The 25780-nt window shown below is 71.1% G+C and carries 23 protein-coding genes, 1 tRNA gene and 1 pseudogene; 11 read left to right on the top strand and 14 right to left on the bottom strand.

Annotation, left to right across the window (positions count from 1 at the left end; genetic code table 11):
• Positions 1-846 precede the first annotated feature (846 nt).
• From ABD329_RS04775 to ABD329_RS48160, 4 genes and pseudogenes are all read left to right on the top strand, one after another.
• On the top strand, positions 847-2073 hold the full coding sequence (locus ABD329_RS04775) for a DNA polymerase III subunit delta' (RefSeq protein ID WP_198279505.1): 1227 nt from the start codon (positions 847-849) through the stop codon (positions 2071-2073).
• Positions 2074-2235: 162 nt separating this feature from the next.
• Entirely contained in the window at positions 2236-3780 is a 1545-nt protein-coding gene (locus tag ABD329_RS04770; protein WP_344315997.1) for an alpha/beta hydrolase, read from the top strand.
• Positions 3781-3883: 103 nt separating this feature from the next.
• Positions 3884-3960, top strand: a tRNA-Thr gene (locus ABD329_RS04765).
• A gap of 60 nt (positions 3961-4020) precedes the next feature.
• Positions 4021-4116, top strand: a pseudogene (locus ABD329_RS48160) (hypothetical protein); the annotation flags it as partial.
• Between the two features lie 177 nt (positions 4117-4293).
• On the opposite strand, the gene ABD329_RS04760 reads toward ABD329_RS48160, so the two are convergent.
• Positions 4294-4974, bottom strand: coding sequence for a DUF4232 domain-containing protein (locus tag ABD329_RS04760; RefSeq protein WP_198282345.1), 681 nt, complete (start codon positions 4972-4974; stop codon positions 4294-4296).
• Between the two features lie 123 nt (positions 4975-5097).
• Complete coding sequence (locus ABD329_RS04755; RefSeq protein WP_344315996.1) at positions 5098-5484, bottom strand: ArsR/SmtB family transcription factor; 387 nt, start codon at positions 5482-5484, stop codon at positions 5098-5100.
• Between the two features lie 107 nt (positions 5485-5591).
• Between ABD329_RS04755 and ABD329_RS04750 the strand changes: the two genes are divergently transcribed.
• Both ABD329_RS04750 and ABD329_RS04745 read left to right on the top strand, forming a co-directional pair.
• A complete protein-coding gene (locus ABD329_RS04750) occupies positions 5592-6932 on the top strand; it encodes an MFS transporter (protein ID WP_425574282.1) in 1341 nt (446 codons plus the stop codon).
• A 98-nt stretch (positions 6933-7030) separates the two neighbouring features.
• A complete protein-coding gene (locus tag ABD329_RS04745) occupies positions 7031-7924 on the top strand; it encodes an RNA polymerase sigma factor SigF (protein WP_344316025.1) in 894 nt (297 codons plus the stop codon).
• Positions 7925-8086: 162 nt separating this feature from the next.
• Here ABD329_RS04745 and ABD329_RS04740 read toward each other — a convergent pair whose 3' ends face one another.
• On the bottom strand, positions 8087-8254 hold the full coding sequence (locus tag ABD329_RS04740) for a hydrophobic protein (RefSeq protein WP_344315995.1): 168 nt from the start codon (positions 8252-8254) through the stop codon (positions 8087-8089).
• Between the two features lie 164 nt (positions 8255-8418).
• Here ABD329_RS04740 and ABD329_RS04735 point away from each other — a divergent pair, with 164 nt between their 5' ends.
• Genes ABD329_RS04735 through ABD329_RS04725 form a run of 3 tightly spaced genes read left to right on the top strand, consistent with a single transcriptional unit; the run spans position 8419 to position 10253 of the window.
• Entirely contained in the window at positions 8419-8775 is a 357-nt protein-coding gene (locus ABD329_RS04735) for a PRC-barrel domain-containing protein (RefSeq protein ID WP_344315994.1), read from the top strand.
• Positions 8776-8814: 39 nt separating this feature from the next.
• A complete protein-coding gene (locus tag ABD329_RS04730; protein WP_344315993.1) occupies positions 8815-8985 on the top strand; it encodes a hypothetical protein in 171 nt (56 codons plus the stop codon).
• The gene (locus ABD329_RS04725) at positions 8982-10253 is read left to right on the top strand and encodes a glycosyl hydrolase family 8 (protein WP_344315992.1); all 1272 of its coding nucleotides are present in this window, start codon (positions 8982-8984) and stop codon (positions 10251-10253) included. The genes ABD329_RS04730 and ABD329_RS04725 overlap by 4 nt, the downstream gene beginning before the upstream one ends.
• On the opposite strand, the gene ABD329_RS04720 is transcribed toward ABD329_RS04725, so the two are convergent.
• From ABD329_RS04720 to ABD329_RS04670, 11 genes are all read right to left on the bottom strand, one after another.
• The gene (locus tag ABD329_RS04720; protein WP_344315991.1) at positions 10228-11175 is read right to left on the bottom strand and encodes a polyprenyl synthetase family protein; all 948 of its coding nucleotides are present in this window, start codon (positions 11173-11175) and stop codon (positions 10228-10230) included. The two genes, ABD329_RS04725 and ABD329_RS04720, sit on opposite strands and share 26 nt — an antisense overlap.
• A gap of 99 nt (positions 11176-11274) precedes the next feature.
• Positions 11275-13173, bottom strand: a complete 1899-nt coding sequence (locus tag ABD329_RS04715; RefSeq protein ID WP_344315990.1) for a sensor histidine kinase — start codon at positions 13171-13173, stop codon at positions 11275-11277.
• Positions 13170-13859 carry a response regulator gene (locus tag ABD329_RS04710; protein WP_037955385.1) on the bottom strand — a complete coding sequence of 230 codons (690 nt, stop codon included), beginning with the start codon at positions 13857-13859 and terminating at the stop codon, positions 13170-13172. Before ABD329_RS04710 ends, ABD329_RS04715 begins: the two co-directional genes overlap by 4 nt.
• Positions 13860-13864: 5 nt before the next feature.
• Positions 13865-14557, bottom strand: coding sequence for a phosphatase PAP2 family protein (locus ABD329_RS04705; protein WP_198281998.1), 693 nt, complete (start codon positions 14555-14557; stop codon positions 13865-13867).
• A gap of 258 nt (positions 14558-14815) precedes the next feature.
• Positions 14816-15505 carry a response regulator gene (locus tag ABD329_RS04700; RefSeq protein WP_198281999.1) on the bottom strand — a complete coding sequence of 230 codons (690 nt, stop codon included), beginning with the start codon at positions 15503-15505 and terminating at the stop codon, positions 14816-14818.
• Entirely contained in the window at positions 15502-17418 is a 1917-nt protein-coding gene (locus ABD329_RS04695; protein WP_344315989.1) for a PAS domain S-box protein, read from the bottom strand. The genes ABD329_RS04700 and ABD329_RS04695 overlap by 4 nt, the downstream gene beginning before the upstream one ends.
• Positions 17419-17420: 2 nt before the next feature.
• Positions 17421-17852, bottom strand: coding sequence for a hypothetical protein (locus tag ABD329_RS04690; RefSeq protein WP_198278953.1), 432 nt, complete (start codon positions 17850-17852; stop codon positions 17421-17423).
• A gap of 190 nt (positions 17853-18042) precedes the next feature.
• On the bottom strand, positions 18043-19473 hold the full coding sequence (locus tag ABD329_RS04685) for a hypothetical protein (protein ID WP_198278952.1): 1431 nt from the start codon (positions 19471-19473) through the stop codon (positions 18043-18045).
• A 24-nt stretch (positions 19474-19497) separates the two neighbouring features.
• Positions 19498-21297 carry a glycosyltransferase family 39 protein gene (locus ABD329_RS04680; RefSeq protein ID WP_309142802.1) on the bottom strand — a complete coding sequence of 600 codons (1800 nt, stop codon included), beginning with the start codon at positions 21295-21297 and terminating at the stop codon, positions 19498-19500.
• The gene (locus ABD329_RS04675) at positions 21287-22582 is read right to left on the bottom strand and encodes a glycosyltransferase (protein WP_198278951.1); all 1296 of its coding nucleotides are present in this window, start codon (positions 22580-22582) and stop codon (positions 21287-21289) included. The genes ABD329_RS04680 and ABD329_RS04675 overlap by 11 nt, the downstream gene beginning before the upstream one ends.
• Positions 22579-23088 carry a GtrA family protein gene (locus ABD329_RS04670; RefSeq protein ID WP_198278950.1) on the bottom strand — a complete coding sequence of 170 codons (510 nt, stop codon included), beginning with the start codon at positions 23086-23088 and terminating at the stop codon, positions 22579-22581. The genes ABD329_RS04675 and ABD329_RS04670 overlap by 4 nt, the downstream gene beginning before the upstream one ends.
• 294 nt (positions 23089-23382) lie before the next feature.
• On the opposite strand from ABD329_RS04670, the gene ABD329_RS04665 reads away from it, so the two are divergent.
• Both ABD329_RS04665 and ABD329_RS04660 read left to right on the top strand, forming a co-directional pair.
• On the top strand, positions 23383-24549 hold the full coding sequence (locus tag ABD329_RS04665; RefSeq protein ID WP_246618702.1) for a S8 family serine peptidase: 1167 nt from the start codon (positions 23383-23385) through the stop codon (positions 24547-24549).
• Positions 24550-24567: 18 nt separating this feature from the next.
• Complete coding sequence (locus ABD329_RS04660; RefSeq protein WP_198278948.1) at positions 24568-25641, top strand: glycoside hydrolase family 6 protein; 1074 nt, start codon at positions 24568-24570, stop codon at positions 25639-25641.
• Positions 25642-25780: the final 139 nt, after the last annotated feature.

Below are 25780 nucleotides of genomic sequence, written 5' to 3'. Positions count from 1 at the left end.
GGCGCTGACGGGCCGGGTTTCGCCGCCGATGCCGGGTTCGGCTGACGGCAGGTCGCCGATGGCGGATCGCTGTGGCGAGCCTCGCGTAGGCCCTGGCCCCTGACCGTTTGGCCGGGTTTCGCCGCCGACGTCGGGTTCGGCTGACGGCAGGCCGCCGATGGCGGATCGCTGTGGCGAGCCTCGCGCAGGCCACGGCCCGCTGACCGTTCGGCCGGGTTTCGCCGCCGATGCCGGGTTCGGCTGACGGCAGGTCGCCGATGGCGGATCGCTGTGGCGAGCCTCGCGCAGGCCACGGCCCGCTGACCGTTCGGCCGGGTTTCGCCGCCGATGCCGGGTTCGGCTGACGGCAGGTCGCCGATGGCGGATCGCTGTGGCGAGCCTCGCGCAGGCCCTGGCCCCCGACCGTTTGGCCGGGTTTCGCCGCCGACGTCGGGTTCGGCTGACGGCAGGCCGCCGATGGCGGATCGCTGTGGCGAGCCTCGCGCAGGCCCTGGCCCGCTGACCGTTCGGCCGGGTTTCGCCGCCGACGCCGCGTTCGGCAGACGGTAGGGCGCTGACACAAGCCTGCTGACACAAGCCCGCTGACGGACCGGGTGACGCCGCCGACAGCCGCGTCCGGCCGACGGCAGCCCACTGCGCCGTGGCGTCGACGGAGGCGCCCTCTCCGTTCGGCCGGGTGCCGCCGACTACGGCCGCGCCCAACCGATCGCGGGACGCAGACATCGAGGCGCTGGCGGAGCGCCGCTCACCGTCCGGCCGGGGCCGTCGCGGGCGACCGGCGCGTTCGGGGCTGTCGGTGGGGTGGACCACAATGGGGTGCCGTAGGGACGAGCGGCGGAGGCAGCCATGGCGGTGTGGGACGACCTGGTCGGGCAGGACCGAGTGGCGGCCCAGTTGTCGGCTGCCGCGCGGGACGCGGACGCCCTGGTCACGGCGGCCGGTGAGGCGGCCGACGGCCCCGTCGCGGAGCCCATGGCGTCGTCCAAGATGACCCACGCCTGGCTGTTCACCGGCCCGCCCGGCTCGGGCCGGGCCACCGCCGCCCGCGCCTTCGCCGCCGCGTTGCAGTGCGTCAGCCCGGACCGGGCGCTCGGCGGCGCCCCCGGCTGCGGTTTCTGCGAGGGCTGTCACACCGCCCTGGTCGGCACCCACGCCGATGTGGAGGTGGTCCGTACGGACATGCTCACCATCGGCGTCAAGGAGACCCGTGAGCTCGTCCGCCGGGCCCAGCTCTCGCCCGCCGGAGGCCGGTGGCAGGTGATCGTCATGGAGGACGCCGACCGCCTTACCGAGGGCGCGGGCAATGTGCTCCTCAAGGCCGTCGAGGAGCCCGCGCCGCGCACCGTATGGCTGCTGTGCGCGCCCTCGCTGGAGGACGTGCTGCCCACGATCCGCTCCCGCTGCCGTCTCCTCACCCTCCGTACGCCCCCGGTGGACGCCGTGGCGGACATCCTCGTCCGGCGCGACGGCATCGACCCCGAGCTCGCCGCCTCCGCCGCCCGCGCCACCCAGGGCCATATCGGCCGCGCCCGCCGTCTGGCCACCGACGAGCGGGCCCGCGTCCGCCGCGCCGCCGTCCTGAAGCTCCCGCTGCGCGTCGACGACGTGGGCGGCTGCCTCAAGGCGGCCCAGGAGCTGATCGACGCGGCGGCCGAGGACGCCAAGCAGGTGGCGGAGGAGGTCGACGCCAAGGAGACCGAGGAGCTGCGCGCCGCCCTGGGCGCCGCCGCCGGTACGGGCGGGCGGCTGCCGCGCGGCACGGCGGGGGCCATGAAGGACCTCCAGGACCGCCAGAAGCGCCGTGCCACCCGCACCCAGCGCGACAGCCTCGACCTCGCGCTCACCGATCTGACCTCCTTCTACCGCGATGTGCTGGCCCTCCAGCTCGGCTCCCAGGTCGCGCTCGCCAACACCGACGTACGGGACGCGCTGGAGCGGATCGCGTCGGGTTCGAAGCCCGAGCGGACGCTGCGCCGGATAGAGGCGATCACGGCCTGCCGTCAGGCGCTGGACCGCAATGTGGCGCCGCTGCTGGCGGTCGAGGCGATGGCCATGGCGCTGCGGGCGGGCTGAGTCACCCGTACGGGTTTGTCGCTGGACGCATGGAGCGTGTCCGGGTGGATACTCTCCGTAAGGGGGCGAACCGGTGCCATCCCGTAGGAACCAGTACAGGGTGATCCATGCGATCCGGCCGGCGCGATCCCGCGACTCGACCGCGAACCGAGGGATCAGCCCATGCACACCCGCCACAGCAGCCGCCCGCTCCGGACCCTCGGTGCCGCCCTTACGGCCGCCGCTCTGCTGTCCTCCGGCTGCTCGGCCGACGCCTCCGCGCCGCGCGCCGCGTCGCTGTCGAAGCGGGCCGTCCCCGCCGCGCTCAAGCCGTACTACGAGCAGGCGCTGAACTGGCGCCCGTGCGGCGGCGCGGACTTCGAATGCGCCACGCTCAAGGCCCCGCTCGACTACGCGAAACCCGGCACCGGCCGGGATCTGAGGCTCGCGGTCTCCCGTAAGAAGGCCACCGGCACCGGCCGCCGCCTCGGCTCGCTCCTGGTGAATCCCGGCGGCCCCGGCGGCTCCGCGGTCGGGTATCTACAGAGCTTCGCGGCCGTCGGCTATCCGGCCCGGGTGCGCGCCCGCTACGACATGGTGGCCATGGACCCGCGCGGCGTGGCCGAGAGCGAGCCCATCACCTGTCTGAGCGACAAGCAGATGGACACCTTCACCCAGACCGACCAGACGCCGGACGGCCGCGGTGAGACCGACCGCCTCGTCGCGGCCTACAAGAAGTTCGCCCGCGGCTGCGCGACCCACTCCGGCCGGATCCTCGGCCATGTCTCGACGGTCGAGGCGGCCCGCGACATGGATGTGCTGCGCGCCGCCCTGGGCGACCGGAAGCTGCATTACGTCGGCGCCTCCTACGGCACCTTCCTCGGCGCGACCTACGCCGACCTCTACCCCCGCCGCGTGGGCCGTCTCGTCCTCGACGGCGCGCTCGACCCGACGCTGTCCTCCCGGCGCATCAACCGCGACCAGACCGCGGGTTTCGAAACCGCCTTCACCGCCTTCGCCAAGGACTGTGTGCGCCGCACCGGCTGCCCCCTGGGCACCGGCTCCGTGGCCACCGCCCGTGACCGGCTCGGCGCCTTCTTCGCCCGCCTCGACTCCCACCCGGTCCGCACCGGCGAGTCCCGCGCCCTGGGCGAGCCGCTCGCCACGATCGGCGTGATCTCCGCCATGTACGACGAGACCGCCTGGCCCCAGTTGCGCACCGCCCTCCGCTCCGCGATGGGCGGCCACGGCGGCGGCCTGCTCAACCTGGCCGACCTCTACTACGAGCGCGACGCCGACGGCTCGTACGCCAACCTCATGTACGCCAACCCCGCCGTCAACTGCCTCGACCTCCCACCGGCCTTCCGCACCCCCGCCGAGGTCAAAAAGGCCGTCCCCGACTTCCGGAAGGCGTCCCCCGTCTTCGGCAAGGCCCTCGCCTGGGCGGCCCTGAACTGCGCCTACTGGCCCGTCCGCCCGACCGGCACGGCCCATCCCCTGCACGCCCGGGGCGCCGCACCCATCGTCGTCGTCGGCACCACCCGCGACCCCGCCACCCCCTACCCCTGGGCCCGCGCCCTCGCCACCCAGCTCTCCTCCGCCACCCTCCTCACCTACGACGGCGACGGCCATACGGCCTACGGCCGCGGCAGCGGCTGCATCGACAACGCGATCAACACCTACCTCCTCACCGGCCGCCCACCCGCCCCCCACACCCGCTGTCACTGACCGGCCCCGCCCCTGCCCAGGCCCCACCCGGCCCCGTACGGAGCACCCCTCGAAACTGTGTAGACTTGGCGACGCTGCTGCTGCCAATCTGGCTCCGCGGCATGCCGCCTTAGCTCAGTCGGCCAGAGCGACGCACTCGTAATGCGTAGGTCAAGGGTTCGATTCCCTTAGGCGGCTCCATTGGAACCCCGGCCCGGACAGTGTCCGGGTCGGGGTTCTTCGTTTCAGCGGACACCTCGCGTGGACGTCAACGCCAACAGCGGCGGCAAGAGCAACAGTGCGTCGGTGATCGACACCGGTACCAACACGGTGGTCGACCCCATCGGCGTCGGCACCTACCCGAGGGGGTGGCGACCGCGGTGGTGCGGGCGCCGGCGCCAACCCCGATACCGGGCCCGGTTGCTGATCCCCGGATCCCCGGAGCTCCGGGCCCCTGGCCCCCGGATTCCCGGATCCCAAAGAACTCCAGCCCGGACACGGTCCGGGCTGGAGTTCTCGGGGGTTCTCGGGGGTTCAGCCGTTGATGGGCGGCTTGGAGGACCAGGCGGTCAGGGACAGGGTGCTGTTGTCCAGGTCGTGGTTGAAGGCGACCGTGCTGTGGGAGTTGCTGCCCGTCGGGGAGATCTGAAGGTACTTCGCGTGGGCGGTCCCGGCGCCGGTGGTGGTCCACACCAGGTCGGCCCAGGCGCTCTTGCCGGGGGCGAGGGTGATCGGGTGGGTGCCCGGGTCGGTGGCGAAGTAGGTGCTGCCGTGGCGGGCGGTGGTCTTGATGGCGGTGTGGCCGGCGCCCTCCAGGGCGAGCCCGGCGTAACCGCTGATCACGCAGGTCTCGTCGCCGGTGTTCGTCACCTTCAGGAAGGTGCCCCGATGGTTCATCTCCGCCTGGGAGGTACCGGCGGAGTCCAGGGTCCCCCGCAGCGTGCCCGGCTGGCATTCGGAGGTCGCCTGGGCCTTGTCGGCGCCCGAGCCCAGTGTCGCAGCCTGCTTGCCGCTCTTGTTGCCCGCCTGGCTGTGGATCGAGGCGTCCGACTGCGACGACTTCGCGGAGGACGACGCGTGGGAGGAGGAGCTCCCCTTGGCGTCGGACGAGGAGTCATTGCTCCCGCAAGCGGTGAGGGCGACGGCAGAGGCGGCGGCGATCAGCGCGGCCGCACCGGCCTTACGGATACGACGGTTGAGAATGTGGTGCGACATGACGACCCCCATGGGCTTTCGGTTTGTGCGGTTCCTGCTCACGCACCATCCATGGTGTCGGCCGCCGCTGGCGTTCCCTTAACGGTCGCTGCCGATCCGCTAACGCCTGACTAACGCCCGCCGTCACCGCTCCGGCGGGGTCCAGTCGGCCACGAGGTCCAGGAGGCCGGGGAAGCGGGCGTTGAGGTCGGCGACGCGGACATGGCTGCGGCGCTCCAGGCCGTACTGGCGCTGACGGGTGATGCCTGCCTCGCGGAGGGCCTTGAAGTGGTGGGTGAGGGAGGACTTGGGGCGGTCGAGGCCGAACCAGCCGCAGGTGTGATCGAACCTCTCCGATTCGAGAAGGAGTTTGCGCACGATGCGGAGGCGGAGGGGATCGCTCAGCGCCGCCAGGACGGTCTCCAGGCGGATGTCCTCCACGGCCGGCTCCGGGAGCGGGGGCGGGAGGTCCGGGGGTTCGGGGAGCGCCTTGATGGCGGGGCGTCCGATTTCGGTTGTCCGGGGGGTCATGGGCGGGTCCTGTGGGTCCTCGGTGCGCGGCTCTCTGTACGAGTCCAATCGTACTGCATGCTAAGTTCGACTCAAGTCGTACTGAGTGTTCATCGGGAGGAGCTGTCGTGGTGGGGAGTCGGACGGGGGCGGTCCCGGGTGTGCGGGAGGCCGAGGGAGGCGGAGGCGGCGTCGCCACCCGGTGGGTGTGGACCGCAGCGTGGCCGGTGACCGCGGTGTTCGTCCTCTCGAACGCGGCCACGCCGCTCTATGTGCGGTGGCAGCGCGAGATCGGGTTCTCGAAGGGCACCCTGACGGTGATCTTCGCCTGCTACATCATCGGGCTGCTCGGTTCGTTGCTGGTCTCGGGCGTGGTCTCGGACCGGGTGGGGCGGAAGCCCGTGCTGCTGCCCGCGCTCGGGCTCGCCCTGGCGGCGTGCGCGATCTTCGCGAGTGCGTCGAGCGTGGCCGCGCTGATCGTGGCGCGGCTGTTCAGTGGGATCGCGGTCGGCGCCGTGGTCTCCGCCGGGATGGCGGCGGTGACCGATGTGGCCGGGCCGGGGCGGCGGCGGCTGGCGGCGCTGCTGGCCTCGTGCGCGATGGTGTTCGGGGCTGGGCTGGGACCGTTGCTCGCGGGCGTGTTGGGCGAGGGGGTGTTCGCCCTGGAGGCGGTGCTGCTGGTGGCGGCGGTCCTGGTTGTGGTGCGGATGCCGTTGGGTGGTTCCTCCGGTGTGCCCACGCAGTCCGGGCGGTCCGCGTCCGCGCGGTCCGTGTCTGCGCGGTCCGTGTCCGGGCGGTCCGTGTCCGGGCGGTCCGCGTCCGCGCGGTCCGTGCCCGACAGCCGCGCCTGGGTGCGGATTCCCGGGGTGCCCCGGGGGAGCGGTGGGGAACTCCTCATGGGGATCGCCGTCTTCGCGCCCGGCATCACCGCCACCTCCTTCGTACTGTCCCTCGGGCCGTCACTGCTCTCCGGGTTGCTGGACACCACCAGCCCCGTGGTCGCGGGGGCCATGGCCTTCGTGATGTTCCTCACCGCGACCGGTGCGCAGTTCGCGGTTCAGCGGCTGGGCCGGCGGACGATCCTCCTCGCCGGTGCGGTCAGTACGACGATCGGCATGGGCGCGCTCATCGCCGCCGTCCGCGCCTCCTCCGTGCCGCTGCTCGTCGCCGCCGCGCTACTGGCCGGGGCGGGGCAGGGGATGGGGCAGCTCGGCGGGTTGTCGCTGCTCAACTCCAGTGTTCCGCCGAGCCGTCTGGCGGAGGCCAACGCGGCGCTCAACGTCGGCGGCTATGTGCCCGCGGGCGCATTGCCGGTAACGGCGGGATATCTCAGCGACGCGGTCGGGCTGACGGCGGGGGCGACCGTCTTCGGGGCCGTGCTCATGGCGTTGGCCTTCGTCGGGGGCCTGGTGGTGCTCATCGGCCCACCGTCTGTCCAAGGGATGGGCCGAGGAAAAAAAGAGGCATGAGGGCATGGAGGGTGGGTAGACGGGACCCCAATCAGCCTATGCATGCAGCCGATACAGGGAGTGCGACGGTGAACGACACGGCACCCGCGACGATGTCGATGCTGACAACAGCGGAAGCTGAGCAGGCACATGACGTTCGCGTAAGTGACATTGCAGTGGATGGAGTCAAGACCGCCGGTCCCGTCGATCTGCCCGCGGTGGACGATCCGGCAAAGGTGGCGCCCAAGGACGCACGGGCGCTGACCAAGACGTTCCTGGATCGGCTGACGGAGCTGGAGGAGGGGACGCACGAGTACCAGTACGTGCGGAACACCCTCATCGAGCTCAATCTGTCGCTGGTCCGGTACGCCGCCCGGCGGTTCCACAACCGCTCGGTGGAGATGGAGGACATCGTCCAGGTCGGCACCATAGGGCTGATCAAGGCGATCGACCGGTTCGACCTGAGCCGCGAGGTGGAGTTCACCACCTTCGCCGTTCCGTACATCGTCGGCGAGATCAAGCGGTTCTTCCGCGACACCAGCTGGGCGGTGCATGTCCCCCGCCGGCTCCAGGAGTTGCGGATCGACCTCGCCAAGGCGAACGAGGAGCTGTTCCAGCGGCTCGACCGATCGCCCACCACGGCCGAGCTCGCGGAGCACCTGCGGCTGAGCGAGGACGAGGTCGTCGACGGACTGGTGGCCAGCAACGGCTATCTCACCACCTCGCTGGACGCGCCCGCGGACCAGGAGGGTGGCGCCACCCGCGTGACCACGTACGCGGACCGGTTCGGCGACGTCGATCCGGCCATGGAGGCCGTGGAGAACCTGCACGCGCTCAAGCCGCTGGTGGAGCAGCTCGGTGAGCGGGACCGCCGCATCCTTCAGATGCGGTTCGGCGAGGAGATGACGCAGTCCGAGATCGGCGCCGAGCTCGGCGTCTCCCAGATGCATGTCTCCCGGCTGCTCAGCCGTGCGCTCGGCCGACTGCGGCGCGGAATGCTCACCGAGGAGTAGACCCGGGTACAAAAGGGCCGTAAGAGGGCCCTGCGACAGAGGACTGCCGCCGCGCCGCTGATCACAACAGAACATGACCGAAGGGGCCCGGCCGGAGATTTCTCCGGCCGGGCCCCTTCGGTCTTCGGTCTCGCGTTGTGGTTTATCTGTGCCGGCTTCGGGCTACCAGCGGTACCACCGCCCTCGCCGTCCACCGACCGTCGGACGGGCGATGAAGCCGATCAGCCAGACGGCGAGCACGATGACCGCGACCCACCACAGAGCCTTCAGGGCGAATCCGGCACCGAAGAGCAGCAGGGCGAGAAGAAGAACGACAAGTAGGGGGACCATGATTACCAACCTCCTCGCCGCGCCGAGTACCCCTCCGGGAATCCGGCACACCTGATTAATTCATGCTGTTTCGAACACTCGGTTACTCCTGGTGGCCGGGTGGCGTGGCGTCTCACGGTGAGCGGAGGCAGGCTGGAAGGGCAGAGGTCAGAGGGTGATACGTCATGATCCAGCCAGCCGATATCCGTGAGTGGCGCGACCAGGATGTCGTCGATGAGCAGGGCCGCAAGATCGGGGTGCTCGAGGCGATCTACGTGGCCACGTCCACCGACGAGCCCGCGATGGCCACCGTCCGCACCGGACTGCCCACCCGCCACCGACTGGTGTTCGTCCCCGTGGACGACGCGGTGGTCGGGCCGGGCTATGTGCGGGTCTCCTATACGCGGTCGCTGGTGAAGAAGGCACCCTCGCTCGGCATGGACGATGTGCTGCCCGCGGAGCAGGAGGGGGCGATCTTCCAGCACTACGGGAAGACGTACCAGTCGGGTCCGGGCGGCGGGCGGCAGCTCGCGCGCCGTTGATGGCCGAGGACGCTTGACGATCGAGGAGAGGTGTCGGCGGTGGCGCTCTTCCTGTTCCTGGTGATCGTGGCCATCGTGCTCGGCCTCATCGGCTGGGTGGTGCACGGGCTGGGCTATCTGCTGATCATCGGTGTGGTGGTGCTGGTGGTGGACATCGTCCTCGGGGCGGTGCGGCTGGTGCGGAGGTCCGGGCGGCGCCAGATCCGATGACGGGACGTGCCGGGGCCCGCGTCCCCTTCGGGGCGCATGCCCTCCCGTACGCCCCCGGCACGCTCCGGCCCTGCCGCGACGGCGACCCGGCGGCGGCCGACCGGCGGGTCCTGGACCACTACGAGCTGTGGAAGGCGTACTTCCTGCGGTCGGGCGACGAGGCGGGCGGCCGGGGCCGGTGCGCGGTGTTCACCCCTGACGCGGCGTACCCCTTCGTGGCCGAGGCCCAGGGCTACGGGCTGGTGATCACCGCGCTGATGGCGGGCGCCGACCCCGATGCCCACGCCCTCTTCGACGGCATCCTCCGGCATGTCCTGGCCCACCCCTCCGTGAACCACCCCGATCTGCACGCCGCCCAGCAGGACGCCGAGGGCCGGGACGTCGGGGGACGGGACTCGGCGACCGACGGCGACCTCGACATCGCGTACGGGCTGCTGCTCGCGGACCGGCAGTGGGGCGGCGACGATGGCGGCCACGACGGCTACCACGACCGCGGCCACGACGGCTACGACGACGGCGGCCACGACGGCTACGACTACGAGGCGCTCGCGGTACGGCGGATCGACGCCGTCATGGAGTGCGAGGTGCACCCCACCACCCGGCTGACCACGCTCGGCGACTGGTCCTCGGGCCGCTATGACGAGGTCTCCCGTACGTCGGACTGGATGCCGGACCACTTCCGGGCGTTCCGGCGGGCCACCGGCGATCCGCGGTGGGACGAGGTGCTGGACGCGCATCTGTCGCTGACCGGGGAGCTGCGCACCCGCCATGCCCCCGCCACAGGGCTGCTCCCCGACTTCGTCGTGGACACCACGTCGGGTGAGCCGAGGCCCGCGCCGGGTCAGGTCCTGGAGAGCCCGCATGACGGCGACTACCACTGGAATGCCTGCCGTACCCCCTGGCGGCTCGGCGCCGACGCGGTGACCAGCGGCGACGTACGGACCCGGGCGGCCGCGCGGGGACTCAGCCGCTGGGCGAGGGCGGCGACGGGCGGTGATCCCGGGCGGATCCGGAGCGGATACCGGCTCGATGGCACGGCCTATGGGGACCCGGGGTCGCCCGCCTTCTTCGCGCCCTTCGCAGTCGCCGCGCTGGCGGAGGGCGTGGACGAGGGCGAGGACGACACAGGGGCCGAAGGGGCGCAGGGCTGGCTGGACGCGCTGTGGGCGCGGATGTGCGCCGCCCCGCCCGACCCGGCCCGCGCCTACGCGGCGGGGGTGCAGCTCCAGTCGATGCTGGTGGTCAGCCACAACTACTGGGTGCCGTAGGCGCGAGGACCGTCTCGCACAGCGACTCCAGGGCGTCCCGCGCCGGGCAGCCGGGCAGCGTCGACAGGGCCGCGCGGGCCGCGTCGGCCTGACGGGCGGTCTCCTCGCGGGCCCGGTCCAGGGCAGGATGGGTGCGCAGCCGCGCCACCGCCTCAGTGTGCCCCGCCCGCTCGGCGGGCCCGGTGAGCAGCTCGTACAGCTCCCGGTCCGCGGGGTCCGCGGCCCCCGCCAGCAGCAGGACGGGCAGGCTGGGACCGCGGGCGGTGGGGGTCGTCGCCTCGTCGGCGAGATGGCTCGCCACGCCCAGCCGTTCGCCGTACCGCGCGAGCGCGTCCGCGACGCTCGGGTCCGCACCTGAGGCCAGCGCGCCCAGCCGTCCGGAGGCGGCGGTCAGCGAGCCGGTGCGGCTCGCCAGCACATCCAGATGGTGCTCGACGGGGTCGCGACCGTCGCGCGGTCCGGTCGTCTCCAGGATCTGGCCGGTGACCTGTCGCCGGAACGCCTGGGCCTGGATCCGTACGGCCTCCGGCCCCAGATCGGCCAGGATGTGCGAGGCGCGGGCGAAGAGGAAGTCGCCGGTGAGCACCGCCACCGTGTTGTTCCAGTTGGCGTCCGGGCGCGGGGCATCGCGCCGTACGGCCGCCTCGTCCCGGACGTCGTCGTGGTAGTGGATGGCCAGATGGGTCAGTTCGACGACCACGGCGGCGGGCACCACGCCCGGCGCGCCGGGGTCGCCGAACCGCGCCGCCAGCAGCACCAGCAGCGGCCGGAGCCGTCGCCCGGCCGTGCGCGTCAGCTCCCGCGCGGCCCCGCTGATGAACGGCACATCGCTCTTGGTGGCCCGCAACAGGCCCTTTTCCACCGCCGCTTGACCGGCCCGGAGGCCGTCCGCCAGCGCGTGGTCCCGCACGGTCGGCTGCATGGACAGAAATGTCTCATATGTCGTCAGTATCGGGCCTGAGGGCGTGTCATCGGCGGCTGGTTTCAGGACGTCGTCGGCAAGGGGTCACGTGGCGGCGGATCAGGAGTCCGGCGCGGCCGGGATCCTGGCCCGGATGCGACTTCCCTGCCCGGGGCGGCTGTCCACGTTCAGCGTGCCGCCCACCTCACGGGCCCGCTCCCGCATGGAGAGCAGTCCGAGATGGCCGGGGAAGGAGCCCTTGCAGTCGAAGCCCACGCCGTCGTCGGCGACCGTCAAGGTGATGGCACCCGGTTCGTTGAGCAGATGGAGCCGTACGTTCCGGGCCTGCGCATGCTTGGCGACGTTGTGCAGCGACTCCTGGGCGATCCGGTACAGGGCGTGCTTGGCTTCCGGCGTGGTCTCCGGTTCGGCGTCCAGCTTCGCCTCGGTGGCGATCCCGTACCGGGCCCGGAGCGCCTCGACATGCTGGGTGAGCGCGGCCACCAGGCCCTCGGTCTCCAGCGATTCGGGCCGCAGTCGGCACAGCAGGGTCCGGGTCTCGGCGATCGCGGCGTCCGCGAGCCGCCGTATGTACTCGATGGGCTCGGCGAGTTCGGTCAGCTCGGCGAGGTCCACGACCTCCCCGGCGGTCTCGTGCCCCGCCACCGGATCGGCCCGGCCCGGCGTCCGCCCATGACTCGCCGTGCCGGTCCGGCCCTCCACCGGCTCCGCGCCGTCGATGTCGCGCTCCAGCATCTCGCGGGCCGTACGGGCGCCCAGCGCGATGCCGTAGAGCGCCTGCGAGACCGAGTCATGGAGCTCGCGCGAGATGCGGTGCCGCTCCTCATGGACGGCCTTGTCCTGGGTGGCCGCCCGCTGCCGGTCGTTCTCCACCGCGCAGGACGCATGCCCCGCGATCACTTCCAGGAGGGTGATGTCGGCCTCGCCGGGGTCGCGGCCGGGCGGGAAGTGGCAGCACATCGCGCCGATCGCGGTGGATTCGCGCAGCAGCGGCCAGGCGGCCACCGCGCCCCGCGCCGGGCCCTCGCCGTCCGCGCCGGTACGGCCGCCGCCGTGGATGACGGGCGCGGCCCCGCCGATCGCCTCCAGCGCCGGTTTCCGCGACGGCGGGGTGTGGCCGTGGCCGCCGCCGACCAGGCGCAGATTCGCCGAGGGGCCGGGCTCCAGCAGATAGACCGTGCAGCTCGCGGCGCCGGTACGGGCCACCGCGCCCGCGGCCAGGGAGTCCAGGGTCCGGCGTACGCAGGGGCCGGAGGAACGGGGGAGCACCGAGGGGCCGGACGAGCCCCACGGAGAACCGGAGGGTCCAGCTGCCCCCGAAGCCCTGCCGGCGCCGGCGGCCCCGGCGAACCCCGAAGGCCCCACAGCCTCCGCAGCCCCCGGCGCCCCCGAAGGATCCGTAAGCCCCGAAGACCCCAAGGACGAGCCCCCGGAACCGTTGGTGCCCGGTCCGGCCGCCGCCGATGCCAGCCGCCGCAGATGCTCCCGGTGCCGGATCTGGGCGACCGCGTGGCCCGCGGCCGTGGAGAACATCCCGACGGTGCTCACATCGGCGTGGCTGAGCCGACGCCCGCCGCCGCGGTTCGCCACCTCGATCACCCCCACGGGGTGGCCGCGCACCAGCAGCGGAACGTCCAGCACCGAGGCCGGGACCGCGCGCCGGGGGTCCCGGCCGCGGCGGCGCGACCGCCGTTCGTCCCCGGTGACCGTGGGCCGGCCGGCCCGGATCGCCTGGCGGGCGGGGGAGGAGCCGCCGGGGGTCAGCGGTCCGCTCGGCGCGGTCCACGGGGCGCCGTCGGTGGCCCGTATCGTCAGGACGTCGCCCGGCTCCAGCACCATCACCCGGGCCATATCGGCGCCCAGGAGCTCCCGCACCCGGCGGGCGATCAGCCGGAGCGTGGCGTCGGCGGTCTCGCCCGCCAGGATGTGTTGGGTGACCTCGGCGAGCGCGGTGGCGCTCCGTCTCCGCCGGGTCGGGGTCCATCGTGTACTGATCACGCCGACCACCACTGCTCCCTCGTCGTCGACTCCACTGCTTCCGGAGGGGTGAGCTCACCCGCGGGCACCAGGCCGGACTGCACCGCGTAGACCGCCGCCTGGGTCCGGCTGTGCACCCCGAGCTTGGTCAGGATGTGGCTCACGTACGTCTTCACCGTCTGCTGGCCGATCCGCAGATCGTGGGCGATCTCCTTGTTGGCCTTGCCGCGCGCGAGCATGGTCAGCACCTCGGTCTCCCGCTCGGTGAGCTGCTCCGGGCCGCTGGGCTCCCTGACCTGGCCCATCAGCCGGGAGATCGCGGCGGGGGAGACATGGATCTGGCCCGCGGCTGCGGCCTTCACCGCGTTGCGGAGGTCGTCGGCCTCGGCGTTCTTCAGCAGGAAGCCGATGGCGCCCGCCCGGACCGCGCCCATGACCATGGCGTCGTCGAGGGAGCTGGTCAGCGCCACCACCTCGACCTCGGGGAGGTCCTGGCGGATCTCCGCCGTGGCGGACACGCCGTCCATCACCGGCATCAGCAGATCCATCAGGACGACGTCGGGGCACAGCTCCCGGGCCAGCCGCACGGCTTCCCGGCCGTTGGTCGTCTCGCCGACCACCTTGATGTCGTTGTCGAGGCCAAGGATCATGCGCAGGCCCTGCCGGACCACCGCATGGTCGTCTGCGATCAGCACGCGAAGCGCCACTTGGTTCACCTGCCCATGGAGTACCCCGCCGCACGGGCGGAGACATACGCGGAAACGGTCGCGATCAGCGGTTCGAAGAGGGGGAGGGCCAGCAGGACGAGGACGCCCGCCGCCCATCCGCCCAGGACGTCACTGACCCAGTGGGTGCCCAGATAGACGGTGGTCAGACCGATGCCGACGGCCATCACGCAGGCGACCAGCGCGCCCGTCCGCCGGTGCTGACCGGCGAGATAGGCGAGGGTGCCCCAGACGACGACGGCGTTCGCGGTGTGACCGGAGGGGAAGACCATGCCGCCGTGGAAGAGCTCGGCGGATCCGGGGGTCCGGGCGTCGTACGGGCCCAGCCGCCCGGTGAGGATCTTCACGGCGCCGACGCTCACGTTGAGCAGCAGCAGCGCCACGCCCAGGACCAGCGGCGGACGGAGGCTCCGGGTCCGGCCGCCGCGCCAGACGGCCCAGGCCAGGGCGGCCAGGGCGGTGGGGCCCCGCTGGCCCGTGATGACGAAGGCGTCCAGCACCGGCCGGACCCGCGGCCACTGTTCGTACGGCTTGAACAGGGCCACCTGCCAGTCGAACCGGACCAGCTGCGAGCCGGTGAGGACGGCCGTGAGGACCGCCGCGTAACAGGCGGCGGTCAGCAGGAGGGCGATCGTGTGCCCGCGGCTCAGCGGGCATCGGATCCGTCCAGGGACTCGCATGAGGAGGGAACCCGTCCCGGTAGCTCCGCGATTCCATCCGAAGGGGGACTTTCTGCCCCATTCGGCCCCGGTCGCCCAGCCTCAGCTGGTCCCGCCCTGGGCCGCTTCGCCCTTTGGCCGCCCCGCCTCAGCTGGGTCCCCCCATCCGGACGTGCTCATCCAGGGGAACCCGTGCGGCGCAACGCAAACGGCCCCCGCACCAGAGGGGGCCACCGCCGTACTGAAGGTGGACACGGGCCAGTCGGATCAGCCCGTCCCTCACTCCCCCGGCCCCTCCGGCTGCGCGGGCTTGAAGCCGAATTCGGCGGCCTTCGCGACCGCCTCCAGCTGCGAGCGCGCCTCCAGCTTCTCCAGGATCCTGCGCACATGGGTGCGCACGGTGGCGTAGCTGATGCTCAGCCGCTCCGCGACGGCGCGGTTGTCCAGGCCGTGGCTCATCAGCGTGAGGATCTCCTGCTCGCGCGGGGTCAGGCTCTCCAGGCGCTCGGTCTGCTCCGCGGTGGACCGCGCGTCCTCGCGGTGCCGTGCCAGCACCTCCACCAGCGTGCTGGCCGGGATGAGGGTCTCGCCCTCGGCGGCCGAGCGGATGGCGGAGGCGATCTCGTCGCCGCTCGCCGACTTCAGCAGATAGCCGCAGGCGCCCGCCTCCACGGCGGCCAGCAGCGCGGAGTCGCTGGCGTCGGCGCTGAGGATCACGATGGCGACGGACGGGTCATGGGCCCGGATGCCACCGGCCGCGTCGGCCCCGGTGCCGTCCGGCAGCCGGAAGTCGACCAGTGCCACATCGGGCTTCAGCTCCTTGGCCATGGGCACGGTCTCGGCGACCGAGTCGGCCCAGCCGACCACCGTCAGGTCCGAGTACTCGGCCAGCAGGGCCCACAGCCCCTCGGCCACCACCCGGTGGTCCTCGACGATCAGCACCTTCGTCAGTTCGGGAGGTGCGGTCACGGCTGCGGGTCCCCTTCGGGGGAGTGGGGGGAGTCGGGGGCGGCGAGCGGCGCGTCCGGGGGAGTGCCGAGCGGTACCCAGAACTCCACGGTGGTGCCGGAGCCGGGTTCGCTCTCGATCCGGCACCAGCCGCCCGCGATCTGGGCCCGCTCCTGGATCAGGGAGAGCCCGAGGTGGCCGGGGCGGGATTCCACCTCGAGCGGGTTGTAGCCCTCGCCGTCGTCGACGATCCGCACCAGGCAGCCGTCGTCGAGCCCGAGCAGCTGCACATGGACCGTCTTGGCGTGGGCGTGCTTGCGCACGTTCACCAGCGCCTCCTGGGCGGTCCGGTAGATCAGCGCCATCGTCTCGGCCGGGGGGTGGGCGGTGAGCCGGTCCTCCAGCCGGTAGGTGACGCCGGTCTCGGTGCGTATCTGCTCCAGCAGGCCGCGCAGCGCCCCGGCCAGACAGCCGTGCTCCAGGCTGGACGGCCGCAGGTCGAAGATCAGCTGGCGCAGCCGGCTGAGCGAGAGCTTCAGGGTCTCGTCCAGCTTGTCCATCACCCGCTGCTCGTCCGGGTCCCGCAGCCGTCGGCGCAGTTGCTGGAGGCGGAGGCTGGCGGCGGTGATCACCTGGATGGTGTCGTCGTGGATGTCGGCGGCGATCCGGCCGCGCTCGGCCTCCTGGGCGTGGACCAGATGGCTGAGCAGCGCCTGGCGGTCGCGGTCGGTGACCTCCAGCAGCTCAAGGCTGCGCTCCAGGACGAACTGGGCGCGCTGCACCTCGGTGATGTCGCGGATGGTCAGGACGGTGAGCAGGCCCTCCTCCGTGCGCAGCGGGCTGATGCTGACGTCGGCGGGGAACTGCTTGGCGTCGCTGCGCCGACCGACCAGCTCCATGCTGTGGCCGACCGGCTCCTCCAGGCTGTCGTCCCATTCGCGCAGCGAGACGGTGAGCGGCTGGTCGGGCAGCAGCGCCTCCACGGCCCGGCCGATCAGATGGTCGCGGTCGTAGCCGAAGAGCGCCTCGGTGCGGTGGTTGGCGGCCTGGATCCGGCCACCGGTGTCCACGATCAGCATCGCGTCCGGGGAGGACTCGATGAGCTGGCGGAACCGGCTCTCGGCCGCCCGCAGCTGGCTGAGGTCGGCGATGAAGACCACTCCGCGGGGCTGCCGGCCCTGTAGATGGCCGCCGCTGAACTGGGCGGGGAACTCGCTGCCGTCGCGGCGGCGGCCGCTCATCGCGGACGGTGTGGTGAAGACCCGGCCGATCAGCTGCTCGGAGGCGGTGCGGTAGCGCTCGGGGACGAGGTCCCGCAGCCGCTTGTCGCGCAGCTCGGCCGAGCCGTAGCCGAACATCTGCCGGACGTGGGCGTTGGCGTACTCGATCCGGCCGCGGGGGCCGACCACGAGCACTCCGCAGGGTGCGTGGCCCAGCAGTTCCAGGTACGAGTCCTCCAGGCGGTTGCCGACCAGGTCCTCGAACCGCCAGGAGGCGCGCTCGGCGCGGCGCAGCGGTTCGGCGCAGTCGGCGAGGAGCTCGGCGGACATGCTGAACTGATCGCGCGCGGCCCTGATGATCGCCTCGAGGATCTCCTCGGCGGGGGTGCCCTTGACCAGGTAGCCGCTGGCCCCGACGGCGAGCATGTTCAGCACGGTCTCGCGTTCGCCGTGGGCGGACAGCGCCACCACCCGGGCCTCGGGGACCTGGTCGCGGATGGCCCGGACGCTGCCGGGGGCGTCGCCCCGGGGCATGTGCACGTCCATGATCACGACCTGGGGGCGGTGGTCCACCGCCGCGCGCACGGCCTGCTCATGGTTGATGGCCAGGCCCACCAGCTCCAGGTCCGGGTGGGAGTCGATGAGGTCGGCGAGCGCCTCACGGACGGCCGGGTCGTCATCGGCCACCACCACGGCGATCCGGTTGTCGCCCATCGCTACTCACCTCCCTTGAGGACGGCACCCTGCAACTCGCGGGGTTCGAATTCATCGCGCCGGCAGTGCGCCAGCGAGGGCATGACCGCGGCCAGCGGCGCGACCAGCACGTTGTAGTGGCTTCCGATGCGGTCGCAGACGGCGACCGCGGTCGCGGCGTCCCAGACCGCGGCCCAGAAGGCCCAGTCGTGTTTCTTGTGGTTCCGCGCGGCGTCCAGGGCGGCCCGGCGCGCCACCGAGGCGGCGACCAGGATCCGGTACCGCTCCTCGGGCGTGGTGGTGCGGTGGACCACCGCCCAGCCCTCGGCGCGGGTCTGGCTGGACGTCTGCTTCCACAGATCGGCCACCCGGTCGATCTCCTCCGGGGAGAGGTCCTCGATGTGGGTCAGGAATTGTAGGACTCTTCGTGAGTTAGGGCCGAAAACTACGCTCATAGGACACTCCAGGACGCATGGTACATCTACGGAACTGGTCAGCCGTCCGGGCGAGCCGCTTCGCGGCCGTCGGCGGCCGGTCGCTCCCTGGAACGTGGGCCTGTTTCCCCGCCGTGTCCGCCGCCTCCCGCCGCTTCCCGGCGGGCGGCCCGGCCCGGCCCACGTTCTCCCTCGGCGCCACTCGCGGTCCCTAATCCCCGCGGCCCTGGGACATGTTGATGCTCGCCCTGGCGACGCCACCGCTCTTCTGGCCGATGAGCTGGAAGGACACCCCGCTCTCATCCGCCGGAGTGATCTTGTACGAGCCCACGGCCGCCGCCTTGCCCCGGCTGTCCACCTGGAAGGTCCCGATCTTGCGCTGGGCCTTCGAGCCCGAACCGGCGTAGGCGGTCACCGTCTCGCCCGGGGCGAACCCCGCGACATAGAAGCTGAGCGTGGTGCCCGCCCTGCCGCCGAAGGCGCTGGGCTCGGCGGACGGGCTGTACGGCAGCACGGTGAAGCCCGAGCGGACCACGGCCCGGCTCTGGTCGCCGATCGCCATCAGCGTCTGCCGCCCCTTGAGGCCGAACGGCACGTTGAACGCCACGTCGCGGATCTGGCCCATGCCGTTCGCCTGGGCGGTGAAGGCCGGCAGGCCGCCGGTGGAGTTGATGTAGACCAGCACCCGCTCGCCGGGCGCGAACTTGTTGGCGGACAGCGTGATCCGCTGGCCGGCCTTGAGCGCGTACGGCTTGGACTTCATCGAGGGGTACATGGCCAGCATCTGGAAGGGTGCGGTGGCCGTGGTCTTGCTGCGCTTGCCCACCAGGACCAGGGTGCTGGAGCCGGTCGGGGCGACGCCCACCTTGATCGCCGCGTGGGCGACGCCGCCGCCGCTGTCGGTGTGCAGCGTGGTGACGGGGATGCCGGTGGTCCGTCCCCAGAAGACGTCGATCGGCTCACCCGGGCGGAAGCCGCGGGCGGAGACCGTCACCACGTCACCGGGGCGGCCCACCATCTTGTTGATCTTGGCGGTGCCGACGGCGCCACCGGTGATCACCTTGGCCTCCGCCGTCTTGCTGCTGCCGCGCTGCTGGGCGACCAGCGTGGCGGGTCGGTTGCCCGCGGTATCGGGCATGGTGAACCGGGCGTAGATCGACCCGTACCGGTCCGAGCGGACGCTGCCGATGGCGCGGCCCTTGGTGTCCGACTTCCGGGCCTTGAGCAGGATGTCCACGGTGGCCTTCTTGTCGAAGCCACCGCCCTCGACCGCGGCGCTGCCGCCGGGGGTGACCAGGCCCGGGTTGATCACGATGATCGGGCCGGACGCCTGGGGGACCCGCTGATTGCCCAGTTTGATGGTCTTGGGCTGCTTGGGCGGGCGTATCTCCTGCTCCTGCCGGGAGTGCTGCTCCTTCTTCGGGGCGCCGCCGCCTCCGCTGCCGGTGGTGTTCAGGGCGCCTCCGAAGCCGCCGCGCGCGACCACCTGGACGAGCGATCCGACGATCGCGAAGACCACGAGTGCGAGCAGGACGGTCTTCCAGGTGAGCTTTTTCTTCTTCTCACCGTCGGGGGTGTGCTCCTCGTTCTCGGGATCATCCCTGTCCTCCGGAACATCCCAGTCGTCGTCGTACTCAGGCATGGCCTTCACCTCCTCTTCCCATGGCTACTGCACACGGTAGATTTCCAGCTTGATGTTGCCCTCGGTTTCCGACCAGACGCGGGTGGAATTACGCAGCGCCTGGAGAATCCAGTTCTCCCGACCGTCGGAATTGTTGGTCATCATCGATTTGCGCATCTTGTTCGACATGATGATGTAGTCGACGTTCTGCCATTTCTTCTTGAAGAGCTTGTCGCGCACGTCCGGGTCGGACGAGGCGTTCCAGTGGGAATGCGCGTACGGGTAGAACGGGCGCACATCGTGCAGCTCACCCCATAGGTCGTCGTCCATGATGACGCGCGAATTCGGTGGTACGTGCTTGCGCACCCAGGCGATCTGGGCATGCTGCATTCCGGTGAGGTTGATCTTGGACTGGTATTGGTCGGCGATCTGCGTACGGCCCTCGGTATTGGTGTGCACGAGATATCCGGAGGCCGGTGACACCAGCAGCAGAACGGCGACGAACGACGGTACGGCGACCCGGGTCAGGGAATGCGCGCCGCGCATGAACCGATTGGCGAACGAGCCCTTGAGCAGCCGGTCGGTGATCATGCCGACGCAGAGTGCGAACATCGGGATCAGCGGGGTGACGTAGAAGTCCAGCACCACGCTGCCGCGCACCAGGTAGAAGGCGTATCCGAAGGCCAGCGTCCCGGCGATCAGGAAGCCCAGGTTGCGCCTGCGGTCCCGGGTGCCGATCCACAGGCACATCACCATCGCGCACACCCCGGCGATCAGCAGGAACTTGTCCCGGACCAGCCAGCTGGTCTGGAGCAGACCGGTGTGGCTGAAGAGGGTGCCCTGGTTGCGGTTGAGCTGCCACCACAGGGTGTAGAGCAGCGAGACGTGGTCCGCGGGCGGGTTGTTCAGGTCGAAGTCGAAACCGCTCGGCAGCAGCTCGTTCTTGAGCAGCGCGTAGGTCACATAGGCGCCGATCGGGGTGGCCGCGGCGAACGGCCAGAGGGTGCTGGTGAACCGGCTGCTGGCCGACCCCTTGACCCTTCGGTAGAGCAGATACATGAAGCTGGGCACGAAGAAGATCGCGTTCTCCTTGGTGATCAGCGCGACCCCCAGGGCCAGCCCGCCGCCGAACACCGATCTGATCGTGACTTCCCGCCTGAGCAGCATGAACAGACTCAGCAGCAGCCAGAGCATCATCAGGTTGTCCAGCAGGACCTGCCGCTGGAAGTAGACCGCGATCGGCGAGACGTTGAAGAGGAACGAGGTGACGGTGGCGGCCAGCACACTGCCGGACAGCCGCCGGGCGATCTCGAACAGCAGGTAGACGGCGGCGACATGCACCAGCAGCATCAGGAACCGTCCGGTGTTGATCGCGTTCCCGAAGGTCTCGAACTGCTTCGGCAGCGGGAAGACCCACCCGGCCAGGGTGATCCAGCCCAGCGGGGCGTGGTCGTAGTCGTAGGTGTACGGGGACAGACTCGTCTCCCGCACCAGCGACCACGCCCGCTGCATGTAGATGCCCTCGTCGGTGAGGTAGAGGGGGTAGCGGAACAGGTGGTAGCCGTGGGTGAGCAGGCCGGTCAGCAGGGAGGCGACCAGGGCGATCCTGCCCTTGGTCCCCAGCGGCGGGAACCAGCCGCGCTCCACGGAGAACCGCGGGCGGCGGCGGCGCGGGCGCCGCGCGGGGGCCTCGGCGCTCTTGTCCGCGGCGGTGGCGTTCTCGGGCGCGGCGGTGGCGTTCTCGGGCGCGGTGCCCTTGTCCGCGGCGATGCTCTTGTCCGGCGCGGTGTTCCGGCCTTCCGCGCCGACGTCCGCCGGCCGCGAGGGCGTGGGGTTATCCGACACGCGACTCCGCCTCCTCGGTGGTGGCCCGGTGGGCGCCTACGTGCTGTGTCTTCTCCCAGTCGTGGCGGCCGAGCATCTCCCGCCGCATCGCCCGCAGCGCGGCGTACGCCAGCACCATCTGGAACGGGAACCAGGCGATGGCCATGCGCACGAGGGCCTTCGGCGAGGCCTCGAGGCCGTGGGCGCCGGTGAACTCGTACAGGCCGACCGCCTGGACCAGAAAGTGCGCGGCCAGCAGCAGAACGGGCAGATAGGAGCAGAGCGCGATCAGCACCGGCACCTTGAGGATCAGGATCATGCCGAGTGAGATCGGCAGATAGATGCCCAACAGCGCCTGCCCGCGCGGGAACACCAGGACGTAGAAGGCGAGCCAGCGCTGTTTGCGCGTCGGCATCTTCTTCCAGGTGCCCTTCTTCAGGGTCTGCATGAAGCCCTGGCTCCAGCGGGTGCGCTGGCGGATGAAGTGGCCGAGGGTCGGCGGGGTCTCCTCCTTGGTCACGTACCGGTCGTCGTAGACCACGCGCACCCGCTCGCCCATGGCGGATATCCGCAGCCCCATGTCGGCGTCCTCGGTGAGGTTGCGGTCGTCCCAGCCGCCGAGCCGCAGCAGCAGCTCACGGGCGAAGAAGACGGTGTTGCCGCCGAGCGGGATCGAGCCGTAGTGGGCGTGGTAGTGCAGCCGGCTCTTGAACCAGAAGAAGTACTCCAGGACGTTGAGCGTCGAGTACCAGTTGGACTCGTAGTTCATCAGCTGCACACCGGCCTGGACCACCTTGACCTTCTCCTGCACCATCACGGTGTTCACCAGGGAGAAGATCTCGGGGTGGATGTCGTCCTCCGCGTCGAAGATCGTCACCACTTGGTTGGCGGTGTGCGGAAGGGCGGTGTTGAGGCCGTGCGGCTTGTTGATCGGCTGGTCGTCGAACACCACGACCCGCACATTGTGCAGCCCTTTCCGCTTCAGGTCGTCGATCTTCTCCTCGGCCTTTTTGATCGTGCCGTCGTCGTCCTGTGAGCAGATCACGAAGACCTCCAGCAGTTCGGCCGGATAGTTGGCCCGCACCACGCGCTCGATGGTGCTCTGGATGACGTCTTCCTCATGGCGGGCGGGCAGCAGGACACTGAAGGAGATCTGGGGCGGCAGGAATTCATCCGGCGCCCTGGCCTTCCGTTCGGCATCCGCCCGGTCCCAGGTGTAGAGCATGAGATAGAGGACATGGGCCGACTGCACGGTGAGCAGGATCGAGACCACGATCAGCACCAGGTAGATGATGGCGACAATCATCGGCTCCGCCTCCCCCAGACCCAGCCGGTACTCGACGCGAAGTTGACCGCGAAAGCGGCCGCGATGCCGAGGCAATTCGCCAGCAGCAGATGCATTCCGGTGCGCACCAGTGACCAGACGATGAGCACATTGACCCCGAGTCCGCCCAGGACCGAGACATTGAACTTGATGAATCGCCCGAGGGACGGAGTGGCCACCGCGAAGGTCCACCGGTCGTTCAGCAGGTAGTTGTGCACGACGGCGATTTCCACCGCTATCGAGGACGCCACCAGCAGCGGCAGTCCGGCCCAGTGATAGAGGACGAAGAGGACCACCGTGTTCACGACCACACCGCCCCCGCCGACCACCGCGAAACGCAGGGCCAGACCGGGCATGCCCGCCATCGGGTTCCGGACCTGGCGGACTCGGAACAGCATTCCGGCCCGCCTGCGGGCATTACGGTCGGTGCTGTCCGCCTCTTCGCCCGGCTCTCCGGTGCGCTCGCTGAACGTTCGGAAACGCTGCATCGCGACTCCCTCGACAGGAGGCTCTTATCGCCGTTGACCCAAGAGTGCGTCACCCGAAAAGGAGGTAGTACCCGCGCCCGGGGGAGCGGGTGGTACACCTTCGGCGGACCTCTCCTATCCCCCGTATTGGGGAGAGCCGGGTCCGGGGTATCCGGACCGGTCCCCCAAAGAAGGGACGGGACGTTCCCCCTCTCGCGGGTGCCAGTACCTGCGGGGGATGCCCAAAGATGAAATGGGCCGGACGGCCTTGCGTCCCGTGCGAGGAGAGTAGGTGACGTAATGTCAGGTCACGTGATGTCACGCCATCCATTCGCCGGCCGGGCCGGAGCGGTCATCGCCGTGATGACACTCGCACTGGCCACGCCGGCTGCGGCAAGTCATTCCGATTCCGGTGGGCTGCACGATTCCGAATGGGCGCTGACCGCGCTCAAGGCGGAGCGCGCCTGGAAATTCAGCAAAGGCGCGGGAGTGACCGTGGCGGTCATCGGCACCGGGGTCGACGCCTCCCATCCGGATCTGCGCGGCCGCGTGGTCCGCGGAAAGGATTTCGCGGGCGGCACCGGCGGCTACGGCACCCGGGACGGCGGCAAGACGGCCGAGCAGTCCACCCATGCGGCCGGAATCATCGCCGGCACCGGCCGCAATTACCGCGGCGACGGGGTGTACGGGCTCGCGCCCAAGGCCAAGGTGATGCCGCTCGGCGTCTACCGCGACGGAAAGCCCCTCGCCGACCCCACCGCGAAGGCCATCCGGCACGCGGTGGACCAGGACGTGCGCGTCATCGACCTGGCCGTCAACTTCAAGCGGCCGACCCCCGCGCTGCGGTCCGCGGTGAAGTACGCCGTCGACAAGGACGCCGTGATCGTGGCCGGCGCGGGCGACAACGGCAAGATCGGCAACCGGCCCACCTACCCGGCCGCCCTCCCCGGCGTGGTCGCCGTGGTGGCCACCGACAAGAAGGGCGCCGTCTGGACCTCCTCCCACCACGGCGGGAAGACCCTCCTGGCCGCCCCCGGCGTCGCCATCCTCACCACCTCGGGCAACAACGACTACTGGACCGGCGACGGCACCGGCTTCGCGGCGCCCTGGGTCGCGGCGGGCGCCGCGCTGCTGCGCTCGGAGCATCCCCGCTGGAACGCCAACCAGGTGGTCCAGAAGCTGATCGACACCGCCGACCGCAAGGGCTCCGCGGGCCATGACCCGCGCTATGGGTACGGGGTGATCGCCCCGGCCAAGGCACTGGCGGACCGGGCCGCGCCCCCCGCCTCCGCCGAGCTCTCCGCGCCCCGCCGCCATCCGTCCGCGTCCGCCACTCCGGACGCCGCCGCCCCCAAAACCGCCGGGGATGAATCCGCCCTGGTCACGATAGGTGTGGTGGCCGGGGTCCTGGTGGTGCTCGCGATTCTGGCGGTGGTGCTCATCAGCCGCCGCAGGCCGCCCGACAACTCCCACCACGGCTGAGGCCGGGCAGGACTCGCCATGATCACGAAACTCTGCGGCCGCGACCGCCGCCCCCGCCCACCGGCGCGTGCCCGCACCTCCCGGTGGGCGGGGCGCGGCATCGCCCAGCTGATCGTGATGGTGCTGGTGGTCGAGGTGGTGATGGCGGCGACCACCGTGCAGGCCCTGTTCGTGGGCCCGGTGCGACCGCCCGCCACCAAGCCGTCGCTCCCCGTGGCCAAGCCGTTCTTCCCGGCCACGACCCACTTCTACGTCGACCCCCACAACCCGGCCGCGACCTGGGTGCGGGACCATCCGCACGACCGCCGGGCGACGGCCATCGCCCGGCGGATCGCCGCCGAGCCCCAGGCCGCCTGGCTCACCGAGACCAATGAGTCCCTGATCGAGGAGCGGGCCCGCGACCTGGTCCGCACCGCCGCCGCCCAGCGACGGCTGCCGGTGCTGGTCCCGTACACCATCCCGCAGCGCGACTGCCAGCAGCTGAGCTCGGGCGGCGCCGGGGACACGGCCGCCTACCGGCGCTGGAGCGAGGCCCTCGCCCGGGGGATAGGGGACGGGCGCGCGATCGTCATCCTCGAACCGGACGCGCTGGCCCATATGAGCTGTCTCAAGCGGCGGCAGCAGGCGGATCGGTTCGCGGCGCTGGCGTACGCGGCGCGGGCGCTCCAGCGGGGCGCGCCGCGCGCCCGGGTGTACTACGACGCCGGGAACTCCGGATGGCAGCCCGCGCGGACCATGGCCGAGCGGCTGCGACGCGCCGGTATAGAGCGGTACGGGGACGGGATAGCGGTCAACGTCTCCAACTTCAACGCCACCGCCGACGAGGTGCGCTACGGGCTGTCCGTGATCCGGGAGCTGCGCCGGCCCCGGCTGGGGGTCGTGGTGGACACCAGCCGTAACGGGGCGGGGCCCACGCGCAAGCACAGCTTCTGCGATCCGCCGGGCCGCAAGCTGGGCAGGGCCCCCACCGCCGCCACGGGCATCCCCGGGGTCGATGCCTTCCTGTGGGTCAAGCAGCCGGGCCAGGCGGACGGCTGTGCCGCCGGTGCGGGAATGTTCGTCCCCGGCTACGCGTACCGGCTGACGCGCTGATCCTCCTGACCCCTTCCTGGGCGCCGGTCAACCCCGTGACCGGCGCCTTTCGTATGCCCTGAGGGCCCCTGGGGCGGCCTCCGAGCACCCCCCTGAGAGCCTTCTGAGCGCCTTCTGAGCCCTTCGGGCCACCCGCCAA

Source organism: Streptomyces javensis (assembly GCF_039525925.1).
Taxonomy (GTDB): Bacteria; Actinomycetota; Actinomycetes; order Streptomycetales; family Streptomycetaceae; genus Streptomyces; species Streptomyces asiaticus.
The sequence above is the reverse complement of the archived record's forward strand: the minus strand, read 5'-3'. Positions and strand labels throughout refer to the sequence as shown.